Below are 22,451 nucleotides of genomic sequence, written 5' to 3'. Positions count from 1 at the left end.
TAAGAAATAGGTAATTTAAATGATTGATAGAACTCTATTTACTCTTCCAGGAGTACGTAAGATTCTTCCCGCTCTTGGAGGACTTGCCCTACTTCAAGCCCTATGTATTTTAGGACAGGCTTTGTTCTTGTCTCAAGCGATAACAGGGCTATGGCAGGGGCAAGAAGTGAGACAAGTTTTGCCTTATATTGTTGGGTTTTTCTTTAGCTTTTTTGGGCGAGAGCTTGTTAATTTTCTGCGGCAATATATGTTGGACAGAGTTTCCTATCGTTTAGCTGCAAATATGCGGAATCAGGTTCTTGCGAAAGCTTTCAATCTAGGGCCGACTCTATCAAGAGAAATGGGGACGGGGAACCTTACTTCAACAGTTATTTCAGGGATTGATGAGGTGGAAATGTACATCAAGTTGGTTCTTTCCAAAGTTTTGAATATGATGATTGTCCCTGTTCTCTTATTGGTAGCTATTGCCTTTTTAGACGGTCAGACTGCCCTTGTGTTGGCTATTGCTTTTCCTTTTGCCATTATCTTTATGATTTTATTAGGGTATGCTGCACAGGGTCAAGCGAATAAACAGTACAAAAGCTTTCAAGTTTTATCCAATCACTTCTTGGACTCGCTTCGTGGGATTTCGACCTTGAAATACTTTGGACTGTCTAAGACATATGCACAGTCAATTTATCAGACTTCTGAACGTTTCCGTAAGGCAACAATGGCGACCTTGCGTGTGGCTATATTGTCCACGTTTGCCTTAGATTTCTTTGCTACTTTATCTGTAGCTACAGTGGCTCTTTTTTTAGGTCTTCGCTTAATGGAGGGTTCCATCCTTTTATTTCCAGCACTTGCAGCCTTAATTTTAGCACCGGAATACTTTTTACCACTACGAGATTTTGCTTCAGATTATCACGCAACTTTGAATGGAAAAAACGCTTATGCCAGTGTCAATGAAGTTTTAAAGGCTGAAGATCATTTAACAAAAGCTCTGCCAGAACCTATTCGATGGAGTGAAGATTCTCGATTAGTTCTGAACAACCTGAGCAAAGTTTTTGAAACAGGGCGCGGTGTAAGGGACATCAACATAGCCATCCAAGGCTTCAAAAAAGTGGCCATTGTGGGTGAGTCTGGTTCAGGAAAATCCACACTTTTAAGTCTACTTTCAGGATTTTTGAAACCAAGTTCCGGCGAGATACAGCTCGATACACATGTTCTGGATTCACTTAATGATAAAAACTTCCGCCAGTCCCTGCAATTCATTCCGCAAAACACTTACATTTTCGCAGGCTCCTTGCGAGAGAACTTAGCCTTTTACCAGCCTAAGGCCTCAGATGAAGAAATTGTTCACGCAGCAGAGTTGGCAGGTTTAAAAGATTTGGTAGAAGAGGTAGGTTTAGAGGGAAATATTGGTGCCGGAGGACGGACATTATCTGGCGGACAGATGCAGCGTGTGGCCTTGGCACGGGCTTTCTTATCCAAGAATAGAAATATCCTTTTCCTAGATGAGCCTACAGCCCATCTAGATGTGGAAACAGAACTAGAGGTAAAAGAAAGTATCTTGCCTCTTTTTGAAGGAAAGCTCGTATTTTTGGCTACGCACCGCTTACATTGGTTGCCTCAGATGGATTTGGTCCTTGTCTTGAACGAAGGCAGGTTAGAAGCAGCCGGTTCACATCAGGAGCTCTTAGCTAGCAACACTTATTATCAAGAGCTTTTACGTGAAATGAGAGGCAAAACGATTTAATTGTAAAAACAATGGAGAAAAAATGAAAAAAATTCTTTTCAATAATGACTGGATTACCCCCTTTTTGCGTAAATATCGTTTTGGGATGGTTTTAGCAGTAGTTCTTGGAACCATAACGATGCTTTGTGCCGGTCTGCTCATGTTTTCGGCAGGTTACGTGATTTCAAAGTCAGCAACTAAACCAGAAAATATTTTAATCATTTATGTACCCGTTCTGATGGTGCGTGTGTTTGGTATTTCGCGTCCTGTCGTACGTTATATCGAACGTTTAACATCGCACAACTGGATATTACGCATCACCAGTAACCTTCGGCGCAAACTCTATCTAAGACTGGAAAAGTCAGCCATTGGTCTGTCTGAGCGCTACAAATTAGGAGAGCTCCTAGGCTTGCTCAATGAAGACATTGCCAACATCCAAGATTTATTCTTACGGACACTCTTTCCCCTGATGATTGTGGGCTCTCTATCTGTCGCCCTCATCCTTTCTTCTGGTGTTTTTTCGCTAGCATTGGCTTTGACGGTTGCCTTTTTCTTGGGTCTCATGGTTATTGTTTTACCTTATGTTTCACTTAAAGTTTCTGCTAAATATGATCGGGACTTGAAAAATTATCGAAACAAACTCTTTTCAGATTTGACAGATGATGTTTTGGGCTTACAAGACTGGGTTTTATCAGGAAGAAAAGAAGACTTCTTGTTTGATTATCAAAGCTCAGAAAAAGCAACGCGTCAGATTCAAGAGAAGTTATTGAGTTATGTTCGCAAACGTAATCTTGTCTTACAGCTTATCTTTGCCCTTCTTATTGTCTATCTGATTGTCTGGTCGGGCACAAGCTTGCGAACAGGAGACGCTCCTAATTATATTGCAGCTGTTTCTTTGGCAGCCTTTCCTTTATTTGATGCTTTTGCTCCTTTGTCAGATGCAGTGGTAGAGACACAGCGTTATGGTGATTCTGTTCAACGTCTCAATGATTTGCCTGATGTCAAAGAAGATGTTCGTCAGGAAAGAATTTTAGATACAAATTTACAAATTTCAAATCTAAGTTTTTCTTTCGGTGAGAAAAAGATTTTTGAAGACTTAAATTTACACATTAAAAAAGGAGAGCATGTGGCGATTTTAGGGCGTTCAGGTGTTGGGAAATCAACACTTGCTGGCCTTATTCGGGGAGATTTGATTGCTCAAAAAGGGCGTCTTGATTTGTCAGGTGTAGAGCCAGCTTATGCAAATAATGTGGAAGAAAAAATCGGCGTGATTAACCAAAGCCCTTATATTTTCAATGCCAGTATTCGTTCAAATCTCAGCTTAGCACGTTTGGATGCGAGTGACGAAGAAATTTGGAAGGCTTTGGAACTTGTTGGCTTGAAAAAAATGGTTGCTTCGCTCCCTGAACAGCTTGATGAACTTGTGGATGAGGCGGGACAACGCTTTTCAGGAGGGGAACGGCAGCGTTTGGCCTTAGCACGTATCTTACTTTCAGATGTGGATATGGTTATTCTTGATGAGCCAACAGTTTCTCTAGATCCTATTACTGAAAATCAACTGTTGCGGCTTTTCTTTGAACGGTTGAAAGACAAGACCATTATCTTTATCACTCATCATCTGCTTGGGGTGCAACATATGGATCGGGTCATTTTTTTGGAAAATGGGAAAATAAAACTGGATGACCAGCCTAAACACTTGCTACAAAACGATGAAGACTTCCGAAAACTTTATCAGATGGATTTAGGAACTAATGACTTTTGAAAAGTCTTTAGTTTTTTTGTTGACAAAGCGAAATAAATACTTTAAAATATATTTCGTTAGCTTCTTTTAAAAAGAAACTAAATAAAGAAAGGGGAAGATGATGTCAGCAGAAACGAATAAATTACTCAGCCTATTTTCAAAATTACTACATAACCCACAACTTATCATGGCTTTGCATAGGGAAAGAATGTCAAGCAAGCTTGGGGAGAGGAAGCCTCGTATGGGTGCTCAAGGTTTACTTGTTGAGCTTTGGAAAACAGATGGATTAACCAATGCAGAAATTGCAGAACTCCTTGATATTCGGCCTTCAAGTGTCACAGCTCAAGTAAAAAGTTTAGAACAGCGTGGTCTGGTCAAACGTGTGACAGATGAAAATGACAAGCGCGTGAGTCGTGTATTCTTGACGGAAGAAGGCAAACAAGCCCAAGTTGACTATAAGGAAAGTCAAGATGACTTGTCGGAAGGGATTTTTGGTCATTTGACCAAAGAAGAACAAGTGACATTCATTCGCATCTTAGAAAAGTTGGAAGAAAGCATCAAGGGAGAGGAAGAAATTGATTTTCACCTTGCAGGTATGCGACCTGACAACTTTGATCCTCGTATGATACACCATATGGGAAGAGAAATGGAAGAAAAAATGAGAAAAGAAATGTGCCATCATATGAGAGAAGCGCATAAGCCATGGAACTTCCCTTATCAGCCACGAAATAAAAGATCAGAAAACTGGGATGATTTTTAAAAGAGGGGAAATCAGTCTTAGGTCCTAAGCTCAGTTGATATATTTAAGGTATAATGGATATATCTTTATTTTAGAAAGAAGAAATTATGCCAGTATTAGAATTAAAAAATATTAGAAAATCGTATTTTCTAGGCAAAGAAGAGTTTCCAGTTCTTAAAGGAATTAATCTTGAGTTTGAACGTGGAGACTTTGTGAGTCTACTCGGAGAGTCTGGAGGTGGGAAGTCAACGCTGATGAATATCATCGGTGGACTTGACCGAGAATATGACGGTGATGTTGTCATTGATGGTGTGGCACAAAAGACGAAAAAAGAAAAAGACATGGATGCCTACCGTCGTGATACTATCGGCTTTATTTTCCAATCTTTTAACTTGATTAATTATTTGAGCGTTCTTGATAATATTTTGATTAGCTTAAAAATGACAAGTTTGTCTGAAAAAGAACGTATGGAACGTGCGCTTGAGCTGACAAAACAAGTTGGACTTTATGAACACCGTAAGAAAAAGCCAGCTCAACTTTCGGGTGGGCAAAAGCAGCGTGTAGCCATTGCTCGTGCTTTAGCTAGTGATCCGGAAATCATTCTTGCAGATGAACCTACAGGAGCTCTTGACTCGCAGAATACCAAAGAAGTTTTGGCACTTCTCCGTCAAATTGCACAATCTGGTAAAACAGTCATTGTCGTGACTCACTCGCAAGAAGTTGCGGATTATGGTACACGTACTATTCGTCTAGCAGACGGTCAGATTACTGGGGATGAGCGTGCTAAACCAGCTTATCCTGTACCTCATGAGATAAAGCCTTTCCAGACCAAAGCCCTCTCGTATGGAGATGTGGTTAAGACTGCTTTCAAACATTTTACAAATACTTGGAAAATAAATCTTCTCATTGCGCTGGGAACAGCTATAGGCCTCTTTTCCGTTATTTTCTTTCTTGGCCTAGGTACCGGGGCAACAAAGTATATGAATGATCAGGTGACAAGTCTGGCCAATCCTAATATTATCTCTGTCGTTAAACGCGATCCGATAAACAATCAAGGTGAGGACACTAACGAAGCTTTTTCGATGGCGCAGCAAGCAATGCTCAGTATCTCAGAAGATAATATCAGCAAATTAAAAGCCTTGGATAATGTCAAAGAAGTAAATGAAGGAATCACAAAAGTAGGCGTTGTTAGTTTAGATTACGGTGGTCAGACGGCAAGAAGCCAAACCATCATGTCATGGACGCCGATGATTCAGTCTTCAAGTTTACAGGCTGGTTCAAAACCTAAAGGAAATCAGATTGTTATTTCTGAATTAGACATGAAGAAATTTGATCCAAAAGCCTATGAGGCCAAGGACTGGAATGCAGTGATTGGAAAAAACGTGAAAGTCAGCTTCCAAACTTTAGATGAAAACAATAGCCCAGTGACCATTACACAAGAAATGGAAATTTCGGGTATTTTGCAAGAAATTCCAGTTTCTGGGGTGATAACTTCTGTGGAAGCTTTAGAAACAATGCTCAAAGCAAACAACGTAGAAGCAATGCCAAATACAGTCTATGTCACTGTTACCGAAACCGATCATGTTAAAGAAGTGAGCAACAAAATCAATGCTATCAAAGATAATGATAAACTGGTGTTCGCTTCAGCTAATATCGGCAGTATGCTTGATACAATTACAAATATCACAGGTATCGTTTCGACCGTTTTAGCAGCAATTGCTGGTATCAGCTTGATTGTGTCAATCTTTATGATTGTGGTGACGACTTACATGTCTGTTGCTGAACGTACAAAAGAAATCGGTGTGCTTCGCGCATTAGGTGGTCGTCGTAAGGATGTGTCACGGATGTTTACTGCAGAAAGTGTTATCCTTGGATTGGCATCAGCGGGAATTGCTATTGCTTTTGCCTATGCTGGTCAAGGAATTATCAATAAAGCACTCCACAGTTTAGTTGGTGGAAATATTGTTCAAATCACTTTAGGGCATATTGTCTTTGCAGTTATCATTGCGGTAATCATTGCTTTACTTTCAAGCTTTGCTCCTGCTGCGCGTGCTGCACGTTTAAATACAATCGAGGCTTTGGCTGCAGATTAAAAAAATTAGAATAAGTTCTGTTTGAATCAGAGCTTATTTTTTATGGACTTTTTCTTACATTGCATCTGTTGAGAAGACAAAATAAATGTAAAAATCATCTTCCACCTAGAGGATGTCTGTTATACCTTTGACAATGACGGGGGAGATTGATAAAATAAAATTAAGAAAAAATCAGCATTCTTATTTTTTCTTGCAGAGAATGAAAAGGCCAGCACTTTGTGTCATGCTTGAAGAATTTAAACAATAAGTACTTCAACTTGTAAATTCAATGGCAACTACACTCGCAGAGGGTGAAGAAGTCAAGAGTTCCAAACTTACTTAGAACAGCAGAAGCCACTCTATCAAAATATTCAAACGTTCGAAGAAGTGCTAGAAAGTATTAATCAGTAACTGAAGAAAAAATATGTGGACATGGCCGCAGAAGGTGGGCATAAGAGTTCACGGTTTGGGAGTCTCATCGAAATAACCTGTAGTCCAAGCGGCTACTTTTTTTACAAAGGAACAAAAGATGTCGAAACAGAAAAAGAGAATGGCAGTAGGAATAATCGTTGCATTGTTTGTTATTTTAGCATTAGCTATTGGAGAAACACTGTATATGAAAAGTAAAGAACATGACCGTATAGAATTAGAGAAACAGACAGCAATTGAGATAAAAGATAAGGTGAAAGACATTAAAAAAATTACGTTTACAGCTCTTTATGAGTCATCCCCTGGGATTAAAAATGTTGACTTTGATATAGAAGAAACCGATGGAACTGTTATCAGAGGGAATTCGGTAATAATAGGAAGTTTTGGCTTCCACAGTGGTAAAGGCTTGAAAATGGGAAGTACAGATGAAAAAGTAAAAGTAATCTATACATCAGGAGAGGAAGCTGTTCTTGAATGAAGGCTTCTACTTAGCAACTGTGGAGGATAAGGGGCAGAAGTTATTGAAGAGCAGAAGCAGGCGGTAGAACGCCTTTAAAAATGAGGCTAAGGACAAAAATATTAGGATAAAATAGGAGCTTGACTGATTTTAGGCAAAAGCTCTATTTTTTCATAAGGCCCTAAAATATAGTGTTATCTAAAAAAGATGATTACGTCATAGCTTATGTTGTATTAAACTAGGAATTTCCAACTGCTTGACTAAGCTATAGTGAACCTTGCCTTTCAGAATGTGCTATAATGAATACTATGAACATCGAAATGAGAGAAAGATTAAGAGTTGCTTCCATTTTAGCGATGAATGCGGGATTTATGGATGCTTTTTCCTTTTTCCACTTTAGCGGGCGTTTTATAGGGATGCAGACGGGGAACATGATTCAGGCGGCTGTTTATTTGGCAAAAGGTAACTTTATACGTGTGCTTGACTTTATGATTCCTGTGCTCTTTTTTTCTTGTGGTGTCATTTTTAAAAATATTTATTCTTATTATCTGAGAAAAAAGTATAAGCCAGATACACTCTATCTTCTTTTGCTGCAGTGGTCTGGGGTAACCCTTTTCACATTGCTTTATGTGACCTTTTTAAAGTTACCGGTGTCTATTTTTGTTGGTTTTTTGTCGTTTTTTATGGCTATTCAGCATGACACATTTAGTAAAACAAGGGGACTGCCCTATGGAAGTATTATGATGACTGGGAATTTAAAAGCTACCATGGTTAACTTAACACAGTATAGTTTGACACATGAACAGCATTATTTACAAAATTTTCGGGTATTTGCAAGTCTGGTGGCCTCTTTCTTCTTGGGTACGATATTAGGGACCTATAGTGCAGATATCTTTGGAAACTGGACGTTACTTGTATCAAGTACATTTTTAATCATTGTTTACCTTATGTTGAGGTTTGAAAGAGAGGAGAAAATATGAAACTGACAGCACTTGGTGTATGGGGCGGCTATCCCACACGTGATGCCGGCACAACTTCTTATTTGTTGCAAAGTGAGGAGGGATTTAATCTTTTATTAGATGCAGGTTCACGTGCCGTGACGGAACTTGAACATGAACTTTCGCCCAATGATTTGGATGCAATCATCTTGAGCCACTATCATGAAGACCACATTGCAGACCTAGGCGTCTTGCGTCAGTACCGTCAGCTGCAAACGGTGAAACCTGAAATTTTGCCTATTTATGGGCATCAAGAGAATGAACACGAATTTGCAAAATTATCTTTGGAAAATGTCAGCCAAGGTATTGCTTATGACATCAAAAACGGTAGCACTGTCGGTCCTTTTGATATTCAGTTCTTAAAAACAGTGCATCCTGTTACTTGTTATGCCATGCGTATCGTTGAGAGAGAAACAGGACAAGTTTTGGTTTACACAGGCGACACAGGCTATTTTTCAGAACTTGTCGATTTTTCAAAAGATGCGAATATTTTGCTTGCTGATGTTTATTTTTTCAAAGAGCACTATACCAAATACTCCCACATGCCTAATCACTTGTCCAGTGTAGAGGCAGGGGAAATTGCTGCACAAGCCAATGTGAAAAAATTAATTCTCACACATTTGCCGCAGGTTGGGGATTTACATGTTTTACGAGACGAGGCACAGGAAGCAGCAGGAAATCTTCCGGTAGACTTAGCTCAACCGCATATGAAATGGACGGTAGAATGACATTTACTCAGGAAGAAAAAGAATATTTTATGGGACAAGCGCTGCTTGAAGCTGAGAAGGCAGCAGCAAATGAAGAAGTACCCATTGGTGTAGTTATTGTGCGCGAAGGAGAAATAATCGCCCGAGCTTTTAATCGGCGTGAACTTGATGGACGAGCAACCCACCATGCGGAAATCTGTGCGATTGAAGCTGCCAACGAAGTTGTGGGAAACTGGCGCTTGTTAGACTGTGCTTTATTTGTCACTATTGAACCATGTGTTATGTGTGCCGGAGCAATCGGTTTAGCGCGTATACCAGAAGTTTACTTTGGCGCGACGAATCCAAAATTTGGGGCCGCAGTGAGTTTGTATCAGATTTTGGAAGATACACGTCTCAACCATAGAGTGGCCGTCCAAGGCGGTGTTTTAGAAACAGAATGCGCAGATATCATGCAAACTTTCTTCCAAAAGAGAAGAAAAAAGTAGCTTTTGAGAAAATATAAAATATTAGAAATTAAGGATGAAATTATGGAAATAGAAAAAATAACAAAACAAGATTACAAAGAAAAAACGGCTCCCTATCGCGCATGGCTCAACAGTATCAGTATTCCAGTTGCCCTGATTGTATTATTTATCGCAGTTTTTTTGGGCTTTACGGTTAATGCAGCTGGAATGATTATCTTCGTCTTTGCTATTATTACGCACGTCAATTACAAAAAAATTCAAGCGCCTAAAATTTGTCATGTTGCACCTATTCTTTACTATGTTTATAACGTCTTGTCTGTTTTTTACGTTATGAGTCTCATTGCTCATCCTGAAGTAAACTTAACTGCAGCGATTCTCTCTTTGATAAACTTTGCACTATTGATTTTAGTTATTGCTTTTTATTTTGTTGCTGCTCAGGCTATTAAAAAACAATTTCCAAGAATGAAAGAGGATTATAACGAGGCAGTGCAGGCTTATAAAGGGAAGAAGTGAAAGAGAGCCTTATAGGCGAAGATAAAAATAGCACGACTTGTCAAAAGAAGCAGAAATATGTTATAATAACTTTCGGAGCAATAAGTTTCTTACGAAGCGTGTCAGGACCTGACGGTAGCAGCACTAAGTATGGAGCTTATGTGCTCTTTTTTTTTGCTCAAAATATAAATGACGGCATACTATTTTATAAGAATATGAAAAATAGCTTCATCACAAAGGAAATCATTTTGAATTTGGTAAGAAAAAGATTACAATAACATTATATAATATGTATATTGTGTTACTTAATGTGTACAATATACTTGACGAGGAAAAAGCCATGCTCTATAATCAGACAGCACAGCACAGCACAGCACAGCACAGCACAGCACAGCACAGCACAGCACATAAACAAGCGGTAGATTGCCGCTCTTTTCTCCATGCACCAAAACGTTCCGGATAACTGGGACGTTTTTTGCCGTGTGCTGCTGGTCATATACCTGAGAGTACTCCTATTCAACATCACTTCCAACCGAAAAAACTAAAAAAAAGAGGAAAAACAAAATGCACGTAAAAAACAAGAGAAAACTGGGGATTGCCCTAGTTCTGTTCACACTCCTTCTGCTGATTGCAGGGACATTCGCCTTTACCGCCTTCAACCAACGCGCCATTAACGACCGCCTAAGAGATAATGCATTCGAAGTTGGTGGTCGTGTTCATGATTACTATAACCGTGACACGGAAAACAAGGACGTCTTTGTCGAAAACTATGGAGAAGAACCTATCATGGCTAGGATTCGTCTGTCTGAGTTTATGGAAATTCGAGGCAGAGGAGAAACAGAGTTTACACCTGTAGTGCCCAATACTGAGCGGGAAGCAATTGAAACTTGGACCACCTACATTCCAGAAGGAAACACGCTCACTACCCGTGTAGGGGACTCTGCTTATTTTAACCAATATGCCAACTTGACCTTTGGTTGGACTCGTGAAGGAGAATATGCACCTTGGTACTTGCCCACCTTCAACCATGTGGAGAACGACCTGATGACGGCTGCAGCAGGCCATGCACGGGACTATATCGCTGGAACTGGCGCTACAGATGGAAGCACAGATGGAGCCACTCATCCGGGTACGGGTGAGGATGCCTACTGGCAAGAAGGAGAGAGCTATACAAATGGTCAAGGCCCAACAAGTACAATCTGGCCCGGTGCCCTTGAAGGCGTTGAACGTACAACAGCGCAAAATTTAGCACAAGACCGTGCCCCACTTACACTTCAGCAATGGTCTGCTTTACCCAATGAGCATAAAATCGGCGACTTCTGGGTAATCGACCATGAGACAGGTTGGGCTTACTGGGCCAGTCAACTGCAGGAGGGAGAAACCAGTTCTTACCTACTTGATGCAGCGGTGATGACAGAGATAGCACATGATATTCGTGGTTCTTATTACTACGCTATCCATGTGGACAGTCAATTGATTACGCCAGACCGCGACTTTGAAAATGAGCCAGAAAGTGGAGAGGTAGAACGTCTGCTTCGTGGTATTCGTAATAATGCAGTGGATGATAACTTTGAAAATCCAGCTTATGATGAGGACAGTCATCCCGATGAGTTTAGATTCAGCGCCATGTATCCGGGACGTATCTTTACTATGGCTGGGGAGCAGTATCGCTATCTTGAGAATATGGAGGACGGAAATCATCTGATTATTAGGAATCATAGAATAACACATATCAGTGCAGCGGGTCAATCTATAGAGGGAGTAGTAGCAACATGGTACAGGGATCTCAGGCAAGAAACCCGAGATATTGTGGCTCCTGTTGCAACTGAGTTTGTCAGAGGTAATCATCAAGTTTTATTTAATCAAGCTGAGTGGGTAGATGGTATTAGCGGGTGGATACTTGACGGCGAACTAAGACCAGATGTTGCAGCAGATATAACTAAAGTAGTTTCAGGAGGGACGAAGCGGGCTTTTGGACTTTCTCTAGCAGATGTGCAACGTTTATCAGGGGAAGGAAAGGCTTTTCCGAATATGGCATCACGAAGAGCAGCTAATCCTGGGGTTCATCACCTTCGAACGCCGCATGTTGGTAATTCTATGGTAGCAATAGGACCAGATGGGGAATTAAGGAATTGGATAGCAAATGGTGAACGTCTAGGTAATGATGCTATCCGTCCCGCATTGATTATCCACCAATAAACAAACCAATAAAAATGAATACGAACAAGGAATCTCAAAAAGAAGCCTTGTCTTTATACCCTAAAAACCAATAAAAAGTCCTCGGCTTAGAGAAATTCACCACATAAAAAACAGCGTCTCCCATTTTTTCGTCTCCAAAATCAAAGAAAATATACCTCGAGGGTTTACCCTAATATGAACCTAAAACAATTTGTTTTGCCTGTCCTGCACTGCCTGAAAAATCAACGATAAAGCTGTGTGTAACCTCATCAAAGGATATGCCCTCACTCATGGAGAGAATGTTCTGGGAAGTTTGGGGCAGATGAATATGGACAGTTTCGTTGGATTGCGTGGGATCGGAGATGGTGTAGAGGATTTCTTTGGCTTTAGTTTGTTTCATAAAAGATATGGGCTTGTCACTCGTGATGCCAGCTATTGTCCCGCCTGAACTCTCCCAAAAGTTAATCCCTAAATATCCTACTTTGTCCATCTGTACTGCTTGGATGCTGGCAGTATTGGAGAGGATTTTTAAATCCTTGTTTTTATTGTAATTTTTCAGAATATCCGGCGTTGCGCCAGGGAAAATGACATAGGCATAGCTGGCATTTATGGGATTTTTTCCGTGGTTGATTATGAATTTCCAGTAGTCTCCTGTATAAGTGGTATCACTGGGGAAAGCGGTGTTGATGGCAGCGTAGGTTCCTGTGCGCTTTTCAGACTGCAGCCTTATCTCCTGCGCAGTTGGGAAAATGTAGCCGATAGAGACCTTTTGCTGATTGGACTGTAGCAGGAGCCAGTCCATTTTTTCTTTTTCAGAACGTGTATTTATGAGTCCTGTACTGGACAGCAATTGATAGTGATAAGTAGTGTTGAGCAAGCGATTATCAACAATGGTTTCGATATCAGCTGTAGTATCGCCACTAATGCCTGCACCTAGAGCGATAGTCTGGTTATCCAAAATAAACCATGATTTTTTTGCGCGGAGATTCATGGGGAGAAGGATACCGTTATTTTTTGTGCCCTCTTTGTTGAGGGACATGCCCATGACTGCCTGATTTTCTGAGGCTACTCCGCCGACCCAAGTTTCAAGTGAGGTTATGGTGGTAAAGTAAGAAGCTTCATCCTGCAAGGCTACAGTATCAACCGTAGTCCCAGGAAGGCGATAGGGATCAACTGTAGGCCAATAACTGCTTCCAAACTGTACACCGTCATTGTTGTAGAGATAGAGCATACCATCCCCAGTATGCCAACCGTGCTTATTTTCACCATTTCCTGCTTCAAAGGAATAAATGCGATTGGAGTAGAGACTTAAGTTTAGCAGATAATTGGGAGTGCTTTGAACAAAACGATCCATTGAGGAAAAATTTTTTGTGCCAATAAAGGGAGGCTTCTGTCCAGAAATGGTATTATCTGCCAGTAAAGAAAGAACCAACTGTAGGCTATTATAGTTTCTCGGATTGTTCAAATAATAATCTGGGTTTTCTTGTATCCAATATTTGACAGCTTCTTGCAACTTCTTTTGGACATCTACTGGAGCCAGAGCAGCTACAGTGAGCAAGTTATACATAGTGCTACAGCCCATCTGATCGTCCTTGGGAGCACGGGATATGGAACGGCCGTTGACACTTGGTAACATTGTTCCTTGATAAATTAAGGGGAGGAATGAGGACTCGACAATATTGACAAAGTTGGAAACAGACTGGTTGTCCATCTCAAAGGGGGAGCCTTGGGTTAGCGCTAAGATTTGCCCGATGCCATTGATGAGGACATTGCCATAGGCGCCTGTATAAGGAATCTTGTTATGCTGAATGAAGGAGCCGTCGGAATAAAAGCCATCACCTTGACTCACCAGTTGAAAAACTTCTTTAATGCTATTTGAAGCACATTCTATCTTGTTTTCATCCTTTTGTAAGATGCCTAAACCTAGTACAGATAAGGCTAAGTCAGTTCGGTTTGCGCCTGTAGTTGAAAAGTTGGGGACAAAAGACAGATCAACAAATATCTCTTGTGGCTTTGTGTAGAGCTGCTGATAGGGGTTGGGAACATAGGCAGAGAGGGCTTGGGTGTAACGCTGTAGAGACTCCTCTGATATCTTATCCCCAAGAATCATCAAACTCCCAATAAATTTCTGGGGAATGCCGATCTGCCAATCCCACCAGTTGCCATAATATTTATTGCCATCATAACCTTTCTGACTAACAATAAAATCAAAACCAGATTGGATTGCGGCTAAAAGTTTCGGATCTTGAAAGTAGTCTGTTCCTTGGGTACCATAAGCTTTGGATAAGTAATAAAGGTTAGTAACCTCCCGCGTGAGATGTGCAGAAGCACTTTCTCCAGGTTGTAAAGACCAAAGAGAGGTGCGCTGAGGATTAAGGGACATGCTTTGGTAAAGTACTTTGGCATTATCAGAGAGAGATTTTACGTACTTGACAAGGGAAGGTATATTGGGATTATAATTTTCCGTGACCAGTTGCTCTTTCCATTTGTTCCGCAGTTTTACAAATTCATGTGGATCGACGTCGACAGAGATACTTCCAATATCTCCACTCTTAATGGATAAGACAGTCAGCTGACTGGGGGGATTAAAAAATCCTAAGCCAATGTAGCCTTTCCAGTCCCCAGCAATAGTAGAACCCTCTCTGTAACTTACATGAGGCTCATCATAAATTAATTTCTCATTCAGATAGGCTTGGATACTGCTGCCTTGGTAGCGCAGTAATAACTTATAAGTCTGCTCAGAAGTCAAGTTTGGTCCTTTAATATCAATCGTTTGTTTAGGGGTAGACTGGCTTAATTGCCAGTTTCCGTTACCGAGATAAACAAAAGCTTGGTAATTTTTAGGACTGCTTTCTGAAGCTCTAAAAATTAGCCCGAAATTCTTTTGCCCCTTGTAAGCAAAGGTGACTTGTAAATCACCAGAACTTCGCTCACCTGCTCCTGTAATGAGGGAAACATTTTCATAATGTTCTCCTTCTTTTTGGTTGCTCATCACAAACTGTCCATGGCTAATGCTTCTGTCCGCTTGACCGATAAGGTTTTTCCAGGTTCCCAAATGATTGCAAAAATCAGAATGATAGGTCTCCGCCAAAGTGTGAGGGGTGACTATAAAATTAAGGAACAGAAGTGTAAGTAAGGTTGCTGTAAAATAAAGCAATCTTTTTTTCATGTGGTTTCTCCTTCTAATTGTTCTGTTTTTCCCAGATGAGATTCGACAAGATAAGTATATAGTTTGATAGAGATTTGTCAATATAGGGCTCGGAGATGTGAAGGGTAGTTTTGTGTTGGAAAGCGTATCATCACAGATATTTTAAGAGGATTATCTAGGTTCAGTGCGAGAGTCCTAGAAGTTGCTGCATCTTGACTTGGAGCAAGATTTGTCTAAACCTAGGATTTTCTTTGCCGCGACCATTAAGTTTTCTTATGACAGATTGATGTATTTTTGGTTTATAATATTTTGTATATTAACACTTTATGTATAAAGGATTACATTTAATTGAAATTGTGTTATAGTTAATAGATGTGAATAATATGAAAATGGGGTGAGAGCATCTAATCATCTTTCCCTAGAATTATTAATGAGATGAGATTTTATAGAAAACTTTTAGAACAAGAACACACAGTTATCTAAGAGAAATGCTCATTCTTGGGAAGAAAAATCAGAAATACACTTGATTTTGTTTTCCTCTGAATTAGAAAGGAATACATATAACCATGGCTGAGTTTAAAGGTTTTAAGCAAAGAAAATATATTAAAATTCTTCGGACGATTAAGGGTTTAGCCCCAAAATATCAAAGCATGACAGACGAGGAACTAAGGGCACAGACGGAGAAGTTCAGGCAGCGTCTTCAAAAAGGGGAAACGCTTGCCCAAATTTTGCCAGAAGCTTATGCAACTGCTATTGAGGCAGACCGCCGTATCTTGGGAATGGCGCCCTATGATGTGCAGGTGCTCGGAGCGATTGTTCTTTTTCACGGCAATGTAGCTGAGATGAAGACAGGTGAAGGCAAGACATTGACTGCTACAATGGCTCTGTATCTTATGGGTTTAACCGGTCTAGGAAATTTTTTGGTCACTGCGAATGAATATCTAGCTTGGCGCGATGCTGAAGAAGTAGGCAAAGTTTACCGCTGGCTCGGACTTTCTGTAGCCGTTGGTGTACAGCGCAATGCGTACGATAAGGAAGTGGATCGTAGTGCGGTGTACAAGTCTGATATCGTCTACACGACACACTCTGGATTGGGCTTTGACTATCTTTTAGATAATTTGGCAACAGAAGTGGAAAAACAGTACTTGCAAGGCTTTAATTTTGTAGTCATTGATGAGCTGGATGCCATACTCTTGGATATGGCTCAAATTCCATTAATCATTTCTGGAGCACCGACTTTACAATTCAACCTTTATCATTTGGCGGATAAGTTTGTCAAAAGCTTAACTGAAGAGGTAGACTATGAAATTTCAGAGGACAAGCAGCAAGTTTGGTTTACAGAGGAAGGAATTGCACATGCCAGCCGTTACTTTGGGCTTCCAGAAATTTTGTCAGAAGAAAATCAGGTGCATTACAGGCATTTAGTTTTAGCCTTGAAGGCAAACTATGTTCAGGAAGTTGGCCGTCATTATGTGGTTGAAGAAGATGAAATCTTTCTCCTCGATGAGATGAATGGCCGCAAGATGGTCGGAACCAAGCTTCAAGGCGGAATGCACCAAGCTATCGAGGCCAAAGAGGAAGTGACGATTACTCTGGAAACCAAATCCATGGGCTCCATCACCTATCAGAACTTGTTTAAAATGTTTCGCGTGCTCTCAGGGATGACGGGGACTGCCTATACAGATGTAGTAGAAATTCGTGACACATACGATATTGACGTCGTGCCGATCCCGACGCACCGACCGATTAAGCGTAAGGATCATAAGAGTATCATTTATTTGAGTAACAAAGCTAAGATGCTAAGTTCGCTGGAATTGGTCAAGAAAGCCGTGGCAGCAGAACGTCCTGTCCTAATCGCAACGGGCTCGGTCACTAAATCTCGGCTTTATTCGCTCATACTTCTGAATAACCGTATTCCCCATTCCTTACTTAATGCTACTACGGCGACAGCAGCTAAGGAAAAAAGAATTGTTCATCAGGCAGGACAGCGTGGTGCTGTGACTGTAGCTACAGCTATGGCTGGCCGGGGGACCGATATTAAGTTGGATGATTTTAGCCGGGAAAATGGCGGACTTATGGTTGTGGGTACCGAGAGCATGACTAGTGATCGCATCGATAATCAGTTAAGAGGTCGAGCTGGACGTCAAGGAGAGCCCGGCGATTCGTATTTTTATACTTCTCTCGAAGATAAAGTCGTCGTTGAAAGTTCCCCTGAGTGGGTACGAAAATTCCGTAAAAACTTGGAAAATAAACCAGACGATGAAGTTGCAACGCAAGAAGGATTGTTAAACAAGAAAAAGTTTCAGCGCCTCATCGAAAAGTCTCAGAAGAACAAGAAAAATCAAGATGTGAACAGCAGAAAAACAACGCTGGAGTTTGACGATGTCATTAGTGTCCTCCGCGAACGCGTCTATGCGACACGCAACAAGGTGCTGATAGGTACACCAACGTATTTTAGGGAAGTCATATTAAAGAGCTATAAACATACCACAGAGAATTTTGTAGCGGAAAGGAAAAACCGAAATGTCTTTGAATTTTCGGATTTTATTCTTAATAATTTAGACTATGGTTTTGACCAATCTAGGTTAGATGGATTTGACAAGATGAGTGTAAAGGCACTCCGCAAGCTGTTGGACGACATCATCACCGAAAAAGATCAGCAGCTTCTAGAAAATTTCCCGCATATAGATCAAGGCTACATGTATCAGCGCTTCATCATTCTTAAATCCTTAGACCAACTCTGGATAGATTTGGCAGATGCTTTGGTGCAGTTAAAAACAGTCGTTCAAAGTAGGACTTTTGGACAACAGCGCCCTTTGCATGAGTTTGAAAAAGAAGCCAATCGCTATTTCACAGAATGTATGGAGCGTCTCTGGATTGATATTACACGTAACATGCTTTTGTCAGAGCTCTTTATCAATCGAGATGGCTCTGTGGATATTGAACTGCCGTAAATGAGATAAGAGAGTAGAAAATGAAAGAATATTCAGGCGCAATCAAGCGCTTTTCAGTAACACTTTTAATCCTGTCCATCGTTCAGCTAGGGAACCATCTGAACCTGCCGGGTACCACGCCACAGGTTGCTAACAATGATGGCATAATGAATTTTTTTGCCAGTATTTCCGCAGGGAAGTCAGGAGAATTGACCCTTTTTTCTCTTGGTCTCAGCCCTTACATGATATCTTTTATTGTTTGGAATCTCTTCAGTTTGTTGGAGGTTGATGCGATTAAGAGTCTTTCACAAAAGCAGTCTGGTTTGATTGTCCGCGCAATTACTTTGCTTTTTGCTATTTTGCAGGCATGGGCGACCTTGCGGAGCTTCGAGGGGAATATCCTTTACGCTCATTTTCCTAGTTTTTCGCAGAGCCAAGTTGACTTCTTTTTCCTGCTTTTGCTGACTTCTGGCGGTATGGTGATTGCCTATATTGCTGATCTCAATAAAGACAAGGGTGTGGGCAAGCAGATGATTCTTATTTTTCCTGGATTATTGGCCAACATGCCGCGAATGTTATTGACAGGTGGGCAAGACAGTGCTTTATTCAGTAGTGTTTGGGGACTCGTTTTCATTGGTGGAGCAACAGTGGTTATGGTTTATGTAACTTCTATTTTAGCCCGGAGTGAGTACCGGATTCCTGTTCAACAAACTGCCATGACAGTTGCCTTTAAATCTTCATATATTCCGATTAAGGTTTTGACTTCAGGAGCATTTCCTTTTATGTTTGGTATTACCCTTTTTTCAATGCCACAGGTGATGCTGTTTTTACCCGCCTTTCAAAACAATAATTTGATGGCCTATATAGTCACTACCTTTTTCTCCTACAGTACAGTGCAAGGTATCCTCACCTTTGGTTTGATTTTGGGACTTCTGGGCTTTGGTTTTTCCCATATGAATATACGGTCTTTTGATATTGCTAAGGGGCTTAGAGGATCGGGAGATTACATTTTTGATGTAAGACCCGGTCGTGATACGGAAAAGTATATTCGGCAAAAACTTAACCGGATTATTTTCCTTAATAACAGCTTTATCTTACTGGTTTCTTTAACACCGTTATTGGTAGGACTTTGGTATCAACCAGCTACTGTTTTGAGCTTTTATTTTTCCTCTTTAGTTATGATGGTTTATTTTGTTCACACCATGCATGAGGATATTCGCTTTGTTTTGGCGAAACGACATTATGTCATCTTTTGATGGCAGGAAAGGACAACTTTATGATTTATTTGTTAGCGGAGTGGCAGGATCAGACTGATTTGGGTTCAGATCGAATTTACAATCTTGCGCAGTTTTTTACTAAGGCTGATATGGAATGCACGGTTTTGCTTCCCAAACATCTTCCTTTTTTGCGTTATCATCTCAACGCTCAGGCTTTCAAGATTAAAAACATTATCCGATTATTTGACCATTTGCAAGGCATTGAGGTTCAAGCTGGTCATCCGCTAGCCTTAGAAGATTTAGTTTTTCCTGCGGATGTAGAGAAAGTTTATACTCCTTCAAAGGTATTGCTCTTGAAAGAAGGCCAGACTGTTGGGCAGGTGGTTTATAATGCCTATGGATTTATGGATTTTATTGACTGGCGGACTGAGGACGGTTTTCAACGAGAAATATTTGACGATCGTGGCTTTGTAAGCTGCATTCATTTTTTTAACCAAAATCGACTTCTGGTAAAGTCGGAGTACTTCAATGAGAAGGGGCAGAAAACACTGCTTCAAGAAAAGGGACGACTTTCCATTTTGTTGGAGGAACATGCTTATCTCTCCCAAAAAACTTATACTTCCTTGGAAGATGCACTTGAAGCCTTGACTATAGGCGTGCTAGAAAATTTTGGAAGATATGAAAAGTCGGTCTTGGTTGACTCAAGTCAAAAAAGTATGTCTGCTATCCCAAGCTTCTGGAATCAGATACATATTCTTTCAGGAGATATGGAGAAGCCTCTTGACTCAGAACACTGGGTTCGCGATTCTGCTGTTTTTCAGATGGACACAAAGCAGACTGGGCCTTACATTCCTGTTTTTCTTCCTCAACTCAACTTGGGCCGCTCTGATACGATGCCCATCATGAAAGTTTTTGCAAGTTTTGCAGACCTGAATGGAGAGGCAGAGAAAAATTTAATTTTCTTGATTGAAGAGGCTATTTCAGATGAGGACTATGGTTTAATTGTCGAACTGGAAGATGTGGAAGATCGCAGACGTATGTATTTTCTGCAAAAGCTTCTCATCAATACGCACTTTGGTGTTGACTCTGATTCAGAAGAATATGAGAAAGTTCATGAATACGTCATAGCGCAAAAGGAGAAGAGGGTTTTTAAACATCTGGAAGATGCTATCGAAGAGCTCAAAAACTCACCGCAATGGTTGAACTATGTAGGTGCTGTCAATGCTCAGCTCAGAATTGAGCAGGTGAGTCCTCTTGATTTACTTAAGACGGAGGATGTTTTTGATATTGCTCGTGTTTACGTTGACCTTTCTAAAAAGTACGATATACAACGTCATGTAAAGGCAGTCAGTGCAGGTATCCCAATTTTGACACGGCACCAGAGCGACTTCTTGCGCGAGAGAGAAAACGGCTGGACAATATCAAGTTCGGATGATTTGAAAGAAGCGTTGGTCTACTACATGGGAACGTTAAGAAATTGGAACAAGTCTTTAGTGACGAGTATCGACATCATTGAACAGCACGAGCCGCATTTGATTAAAGCAAAATGGTTGGAGGTTTTTAAACAGCATGGCTAAAAAAAGTAAGATTATCCAAATTGGGGGACAGACCCTGACTTTTTCAGAAGCTATAAAAGAAAAATTCCATGTGATTTATTTACCGGGAAACTATGACTTGATGGCTGATGAAGCAGGGGAGAGATTTTTTGTAGAGGGGGAATTTAACCCCAAGCACAACCGCTCCCTCTTTATATTAGGGGCGGATGCCTTGCTTTTGCGCTCCTTTCCCTTGCAGCTGGCTCAGTTCCCGGCCTATCAGATTTTCTATGATGCAGAAGCGGAGATTAGTCCCCATCAAGAACAAATTTTGGAACAGAAGTTTGCGCATCCCTACCGGACAAAAGAAGACAGCTTGGAAAGCCTTCGGGAAAAAGTATGGGATTTATCCATCGGACAAATGGGATACAAGGTCAAACCTGAAATGGTGGCTGTATCTGAAGGTTTTAAGGGGCAGTCCACTAAGTTTGGAAACAGTTATATGCAGCTGATGGGGGAATTTACACCCGAATTTTCAGAAATTTTGCACTGGCGCAGGCACAGCGTAGATTTTGGAGCAGGAGACAAACTTGCTTTCTATCCAGAAGACACCGTCGTTAAAGGTGACTTGGAGCTGGAATATCGAATCTATGTTCTTGAAAAAAATCACTATAACATTATCAAGGTCATCAAGGGGAGTCCTCAGCAGTTTAGAAATCAAGAAATCATTGTTCATAATGATACTGAACATACAGTATATACCAGTATAGGGCTTTATGCTAAGGGGGGACAGGGAGAAATACAGGTTGGTAATATTCATTTCCGAAAATATCTCAACGACAAGTCCGTGATGTTTTCAGGCGCCACAACTTTAATTGACAGACAGGTTAGAAATGAAGAAGTCAACTGTTATTTTCATCCCGGGGATATGAAGCCTCCTTTGTCGGTTTATTTCTCGGGTTATCGCTCAGCCGAAGGGATGGAAGGACGTGGCATGATGGCCAATATGGGAGGTCCGTTTATTCTGCTTGGAGATCCTCGACTTGAGGGAGGAAATTTTTACCTTGGAAGTTCAGAGTTTGAAGCGCAGATTTCTCAGTTTATTCAAGATAAGCTAGAGTGGTTGGGTTTTAGCAATCAAGACTTGATTTTATCAGGACTTTCCATGGGGACTTTTGGAGCGCTTTATTATGCGGCGGATTTGTCGCCGGCGGCGGTTATTGTGGGTAAACCCTTGGCTAATATTGGCACGATAGCGCTCAATGAACGTATTAATCGACCTGAAATGTGGGGCACGTCATTGGACATGGTTCTTCATCATGGTGGCAGCTCAACAACTGCCAATGCGGAGAGCTTGGACCAAAAATTCTGGGATAAGTTTTCAAAAGGCAATTATGACTCGACGACCTTTGCCTTGGCTTATATGAAGCAGGATGACTATGACCATAAGGCCTTTTCGATGCTGGTTGAAAAACTCAAAAGCACGAATTCTAAAGCCACCTTACTCTATAAGGGATTTATCGGCCGTCACAATGACAACTCTCCCGGCATCAACAGTTGGTTTATCAAACAATACCGTAACGTCTTGCTCAATAAATATGGGCGTGATATTGACTTTAGATTATAA

At 40.9% G+C, this 22,451-nt stretch carries 16 protein-coding genes and 1 other RNA gene; 16 read left to right on the top strand and 1 reads right to left on the bottom strand.

Annotated features, from left to right (window positions below):
• Positions 1–19: 19 nt before the first annotated feature.
• The 12 genes from cydD to ACGHCK_RS00515 all read left to right on the top strand — a co-directional run bounded on the left by cydD (position 20) and on the right by ACGHCK_RS00515 (position 12,012).
• A complete protein-coding gene (cydD, locus tag ACGHCK_RS00570; RefSeq protein ID WP_251421241.1) occupies positions 20–1,735 on the top strand; it encodes a thiol reductant ABC exporter subunit CydD in 1,716 nt (571 codons plus the stop codon).
• 22 nt (positions 1,736–1,757) lie between these two features.
• A complete protein-coding gene (gene cydC, locus ACGHCK_RS00565) occupies positions 1,758–3,476 on the top strand; it encodes a thiol reductant ABC exporter subunit CydC (protein ID WP_271328016.1) in 1,719 nt (572 codons plus the stop codon).
• 97 nt (positions 3,477–3,573) lie between these two features.
• Positions 3,574–4,215, top strand: a complete 642-nt coding sequence (locus tag ACGHCK_RS00560) for a MarR family winged helix-turn-helix transcriptional regulator (RefSeq protein ID WP_251421236.1) — start codon at positions 3,574–3,576, stop codon at positions 4,213–4,215.
• 86 nt (positions 4,216–4,301) lie between these two features.
• Positions 4,302–6,287, top strand: coding sequence for an ABC transporter ATP-binding protein/permease (locus ACGHCK_RS00555; RefSeq protein ID WP_271328015.1), 1,986 nt, complete (start codon positions 4,302–4,304; stop codon positions 6,285–6,287).
• A gap of 529 nt (positions 6,288–6,816) precedes the next feature.
• Positions 6,817–7,173, top strand: a complete 357-nt coding sequence (locus ACGHCK_RS00550; protein WP_202229974.1) for a hypothetical protein — start codon at positions 6,817–6,819, stop codon at positions 7,171–7,173.
• A 287-nt stretch (positions 7,174–7,460) separates the two neighbouring features.
• Complete coding sequence (locus ACGHCK_RS00545) at positions 7,461–8,132, top strand: YoaK family protein (RefSeq protein WP_202229975.1); 672 nt, start codon at positions 7,461–7,463, stop codon at positions 8,130–8,132.
• Positions 8,129–8,878 carry an MBL fold metallo-hydrolase gene (locus ACGHCK_RS00540; RefSeq protein ID WP_251421228.1) on the top strand — a complete coding sequence of 250 codons (750 nt, stop codon included), beginning with the start codon at positions 8,129–8,131 and terminating at the stop codon, positions 8,876–8,878. Before ACGHCK_RS00545 ends, ACGHCK_RS00540 begins: the two co-directional genes overlap by 4 nt.
• On the top strand, positions 8,875–9,342 hold the full coding sequence (gene tadA / locus ACGHCK_RS00535) for a tRNA adenosine(34) deaminase TadA (RefSeq protein ID WP_251421226.1): 468 nt from the start codon (positions 8,875–8,877) through the stop codon (positions 9,340–9,342). Before ACGHCK_RS00540 ends, tadA begins: the two co-directional genes overlap by 4 nt.
• A 42-nt stretch (positions 9,343–9,384) precedes the next feature.
• The gene (locus ACGHCK_RS00530; protein WP_202229978.1) at positions 9,385–9,834 is read left to right on the top strand and encodes a hypothetical protein; all 450 of its coding nucleotides are present in this window, start codon (positions 9,385–9,387) and stop codon (positions 9,832–9,834) included.
• Between the two features lie 69 nt (positions 9,835–9,903).
• Positions 9,904–9,989: signal recognition particle sRNA small type (gene ffs / locus ACGHCK_RS00525), an RNA gene on the top strand.
• A gap of 113 nt (positions 9,990–10,102) precedes the next feature.
• The gene (locus ACGHCK_RS00520) at positions 10,103–10,276 is read left to right on the top strand and encodes an adenine methyltransferase (protein WP_394304423.1); all 174 of its coding nucleotides are present in this window, start codon (positions 10,103–10,105) and stop codon (positions 10,274–10,276) included.
• Between the two features lie 101 nt (positions 10,277–10,377).
• Positions 10,378–12,012 (top strand): hypothetical protein, encoded by a 1,635-nt coding sequence (locus tag ACGHCK_RS00515; RefSeq protein ID WP_251423586.1) that lies wholly within the window; start codon positions 10,378–10,380, stop codon positions 12,010–12,012.
• Between the two features lie 169 nt (positions 12,013–12,181).
• Here ACGHCK_RS00515 and ACGHCK_RS00510 read toward each other — a convergent pair whose 3' ends face one another.
• Positions 12,182–15,160 (bottom strand): polysaccharide lyase 8 family protein, encoded by a 2,979-nt coding sequence (locus tag ACGHCK_RS00510; RefSeq protein ID WP_271328216.1) that lies wholly within the window; start codon positions 15,158–15,160, stop codon positions 12,182–12,184.
• Positions 15,161–15,705: 545 nt separating this feature from the next.
• Here ACGHCK_RS00510 and secA point away from each other — a divergent pair.
• Genes secA through asp2 form a run of 4 tightly spaced genes read left to right on the top strand, consistent with a single transcriptional unit; the run spans position 15,706 to position 22,451 of the window.
• Positions 15,706–18,093, top strand: a complete 2,388-nt coding sequence (gene secA / locus ACGHCK_RS00505; RefSeq protein WP_271328217.1) for a preprotein translocase subunit SecA — start codon at positions 15,706–15,708, stop codon at positions 18,091–18,093.
• A 20-nt stretch (positions 18,094–18,113) separates the two neighbouring features.
• Positions 18,114–19,328, top strand: a complete 1,215-nt coding sequence (locus ACGHCK_RS00500; protein WP_251423578.1) for an accessory Sec system protein translocase subunit SecY2 — start codon at positions 18,114–18,116, stop codon at positions 19,326–19,328.
• 20 nt (positions 19,329–19,348) lie between these two features.
• The gene (gene asp1, locus ACGHCK_RS00495) at positions 19,349–20,866 is read left to right on the top strand and encodes an accessory Sec system protein Asp1 (protein WP_271328218.1); all 1,518 of its coding nucleotides are present in this window, start codon (positions 19,349–19,351) and stop codon (positions 20,864–20,866) included.
• A complete protein-coding gene (gene asp2 / locus ACGHCK_RS00490; RefSeq protein WP_251423572.1) occupies positions 20,859–22,451 on the top strand; it encodes an accessory Sec system protein Asp2 in 1,593 nt (530 codons plus the stop codon). Before asp1 ends, asp2 begins: the two co-directional genes overlap by 8 nt.

Origin of the sequence: Lactococcus muris (assembly GCF_042849115.1) — a bacterium.
Classification (GTDB): Bacteria; Bacillota; Bacilli; order Lactobacillales; family Streptococcaceae; genus Lactococcus; species Lactococcus muris.
Note: the sequence above shows the minus strand (reverse complement) of the source record. Positions and strands in the feature narration are given on the sequence as shown.

Excerpts from the sequence above, each read along its gene's own strand:
- tadA (WP_251421226.1), top strand. The coding sequence starts at position 8,875 with ATGACATTTACTCAGGAAGAAAAAGAATATTTTATGGGACAAGCGCTG.
- ACGHCK_RS00520 (WP_394304423.1), top strand. The coding sequence starts at position 10,103 with ATGTATATTGTGTTACTTAATGTGTACAATATACTTGACGAGGAAAAA.
- ACGHCK_RS00500 (WP_251423578.1), top strand. The coding sequence starts at position 18,114 with ATGAAAGAATATTCAGGCGCAATCAAGCGCTTTTCAGTAACACTTTTA.
- ACGHCK_RS00555 (WP_271328015.1), top strand. The coding sequence starts at position 4,302 with ATGCCAGTATTAGAATTAAAAAATATTAGAAAATCGTATTTTCTAGGC.
- cydC (WP_271328016.1), top strand. The coding sequence starts at position 1,758 with ATGAAAAAAATTCTTTTCAATAATGACTGGATTACCCCCTTTTTGCGT.
- ACGHCK_RS00530 (WP_202229978.1), top strand. The coding sequence starts at position 9,385 with ATGGAAATAGAAAAAATAACAAAACAAGATTACAAAGAAAAAACGGCT.
- ACGHCK_RS00545 (WP_202229975.1), top strand. The coding sequence starts at position 7,461 with ATGAACATCGAAATGAGAGAAAGATTAAGAGTTGCTTCCATTTTAGCG.
- asp2 (WP_251423572.1), top strand. The coding sequence starts at position 20,859 with ATGGCTAAAAAAAGTAAGATTATCCAAATTGGGGGACAGACCCTGACT.
- ACGHCK_RS00550 (WP_202229974.1), top strand. The coding sequence starts at position 6,817 with ATGGCAGTAGGAATAATCGTTGCATTGTTTGTTATTTTAGCATTAGCT.
- cydD (WP_251421241.1), top strand. The coding sequence starts at position 20 with ATGATTGATAGAACTCTATTTACTCTTCCAGGAGTACGTAAGATTCTT.
- secA (WP_271328217.1), top strand. The coding sequence starts at position 15,706 with ATGGCTGAGTTTAAAGGTTTTAAGCAAAGAAAATATATTAAAATTCTT.
- ACGHCK_RS00560 (WP_251421236.1), top strand. The coding sequence starts at position 3,574 with ATGATGTCAGCAGAAACGAATAAATTACTCAGCCTATTTTCAAAATTA.
- ACGHCK_RS00515 (WP_251423586.1), top strand. The coding sequence starts at position 10,378 with ATGCACGTAAAAAACAAGAGAAAACTGGGGATTGCCCTAGTTCTGTTC.
- ACGHCK_RS00540 (WP_251421228.1), top strand. The coding sequence starts at position 8,129 with ATGAAACTGACAGCACTTGGTGTATGGGGCGGCTATCCCACACGTGAT.
- asp1 (WP_271328218.1), top strand. The coding sequence starts at position 19,349 with ATGATTTATTTGTTAGCGGAGTGGCAGGATCAGACTGATTTGGGTTCA.
- ACGHCK_RS00510 (WP_271328216.1), bottom strand. The coding sequence starts at position 15,160 with ATGAAAAAAAGATTGCTTTATTTTACAGCAACCTTACTTACACTTCTG.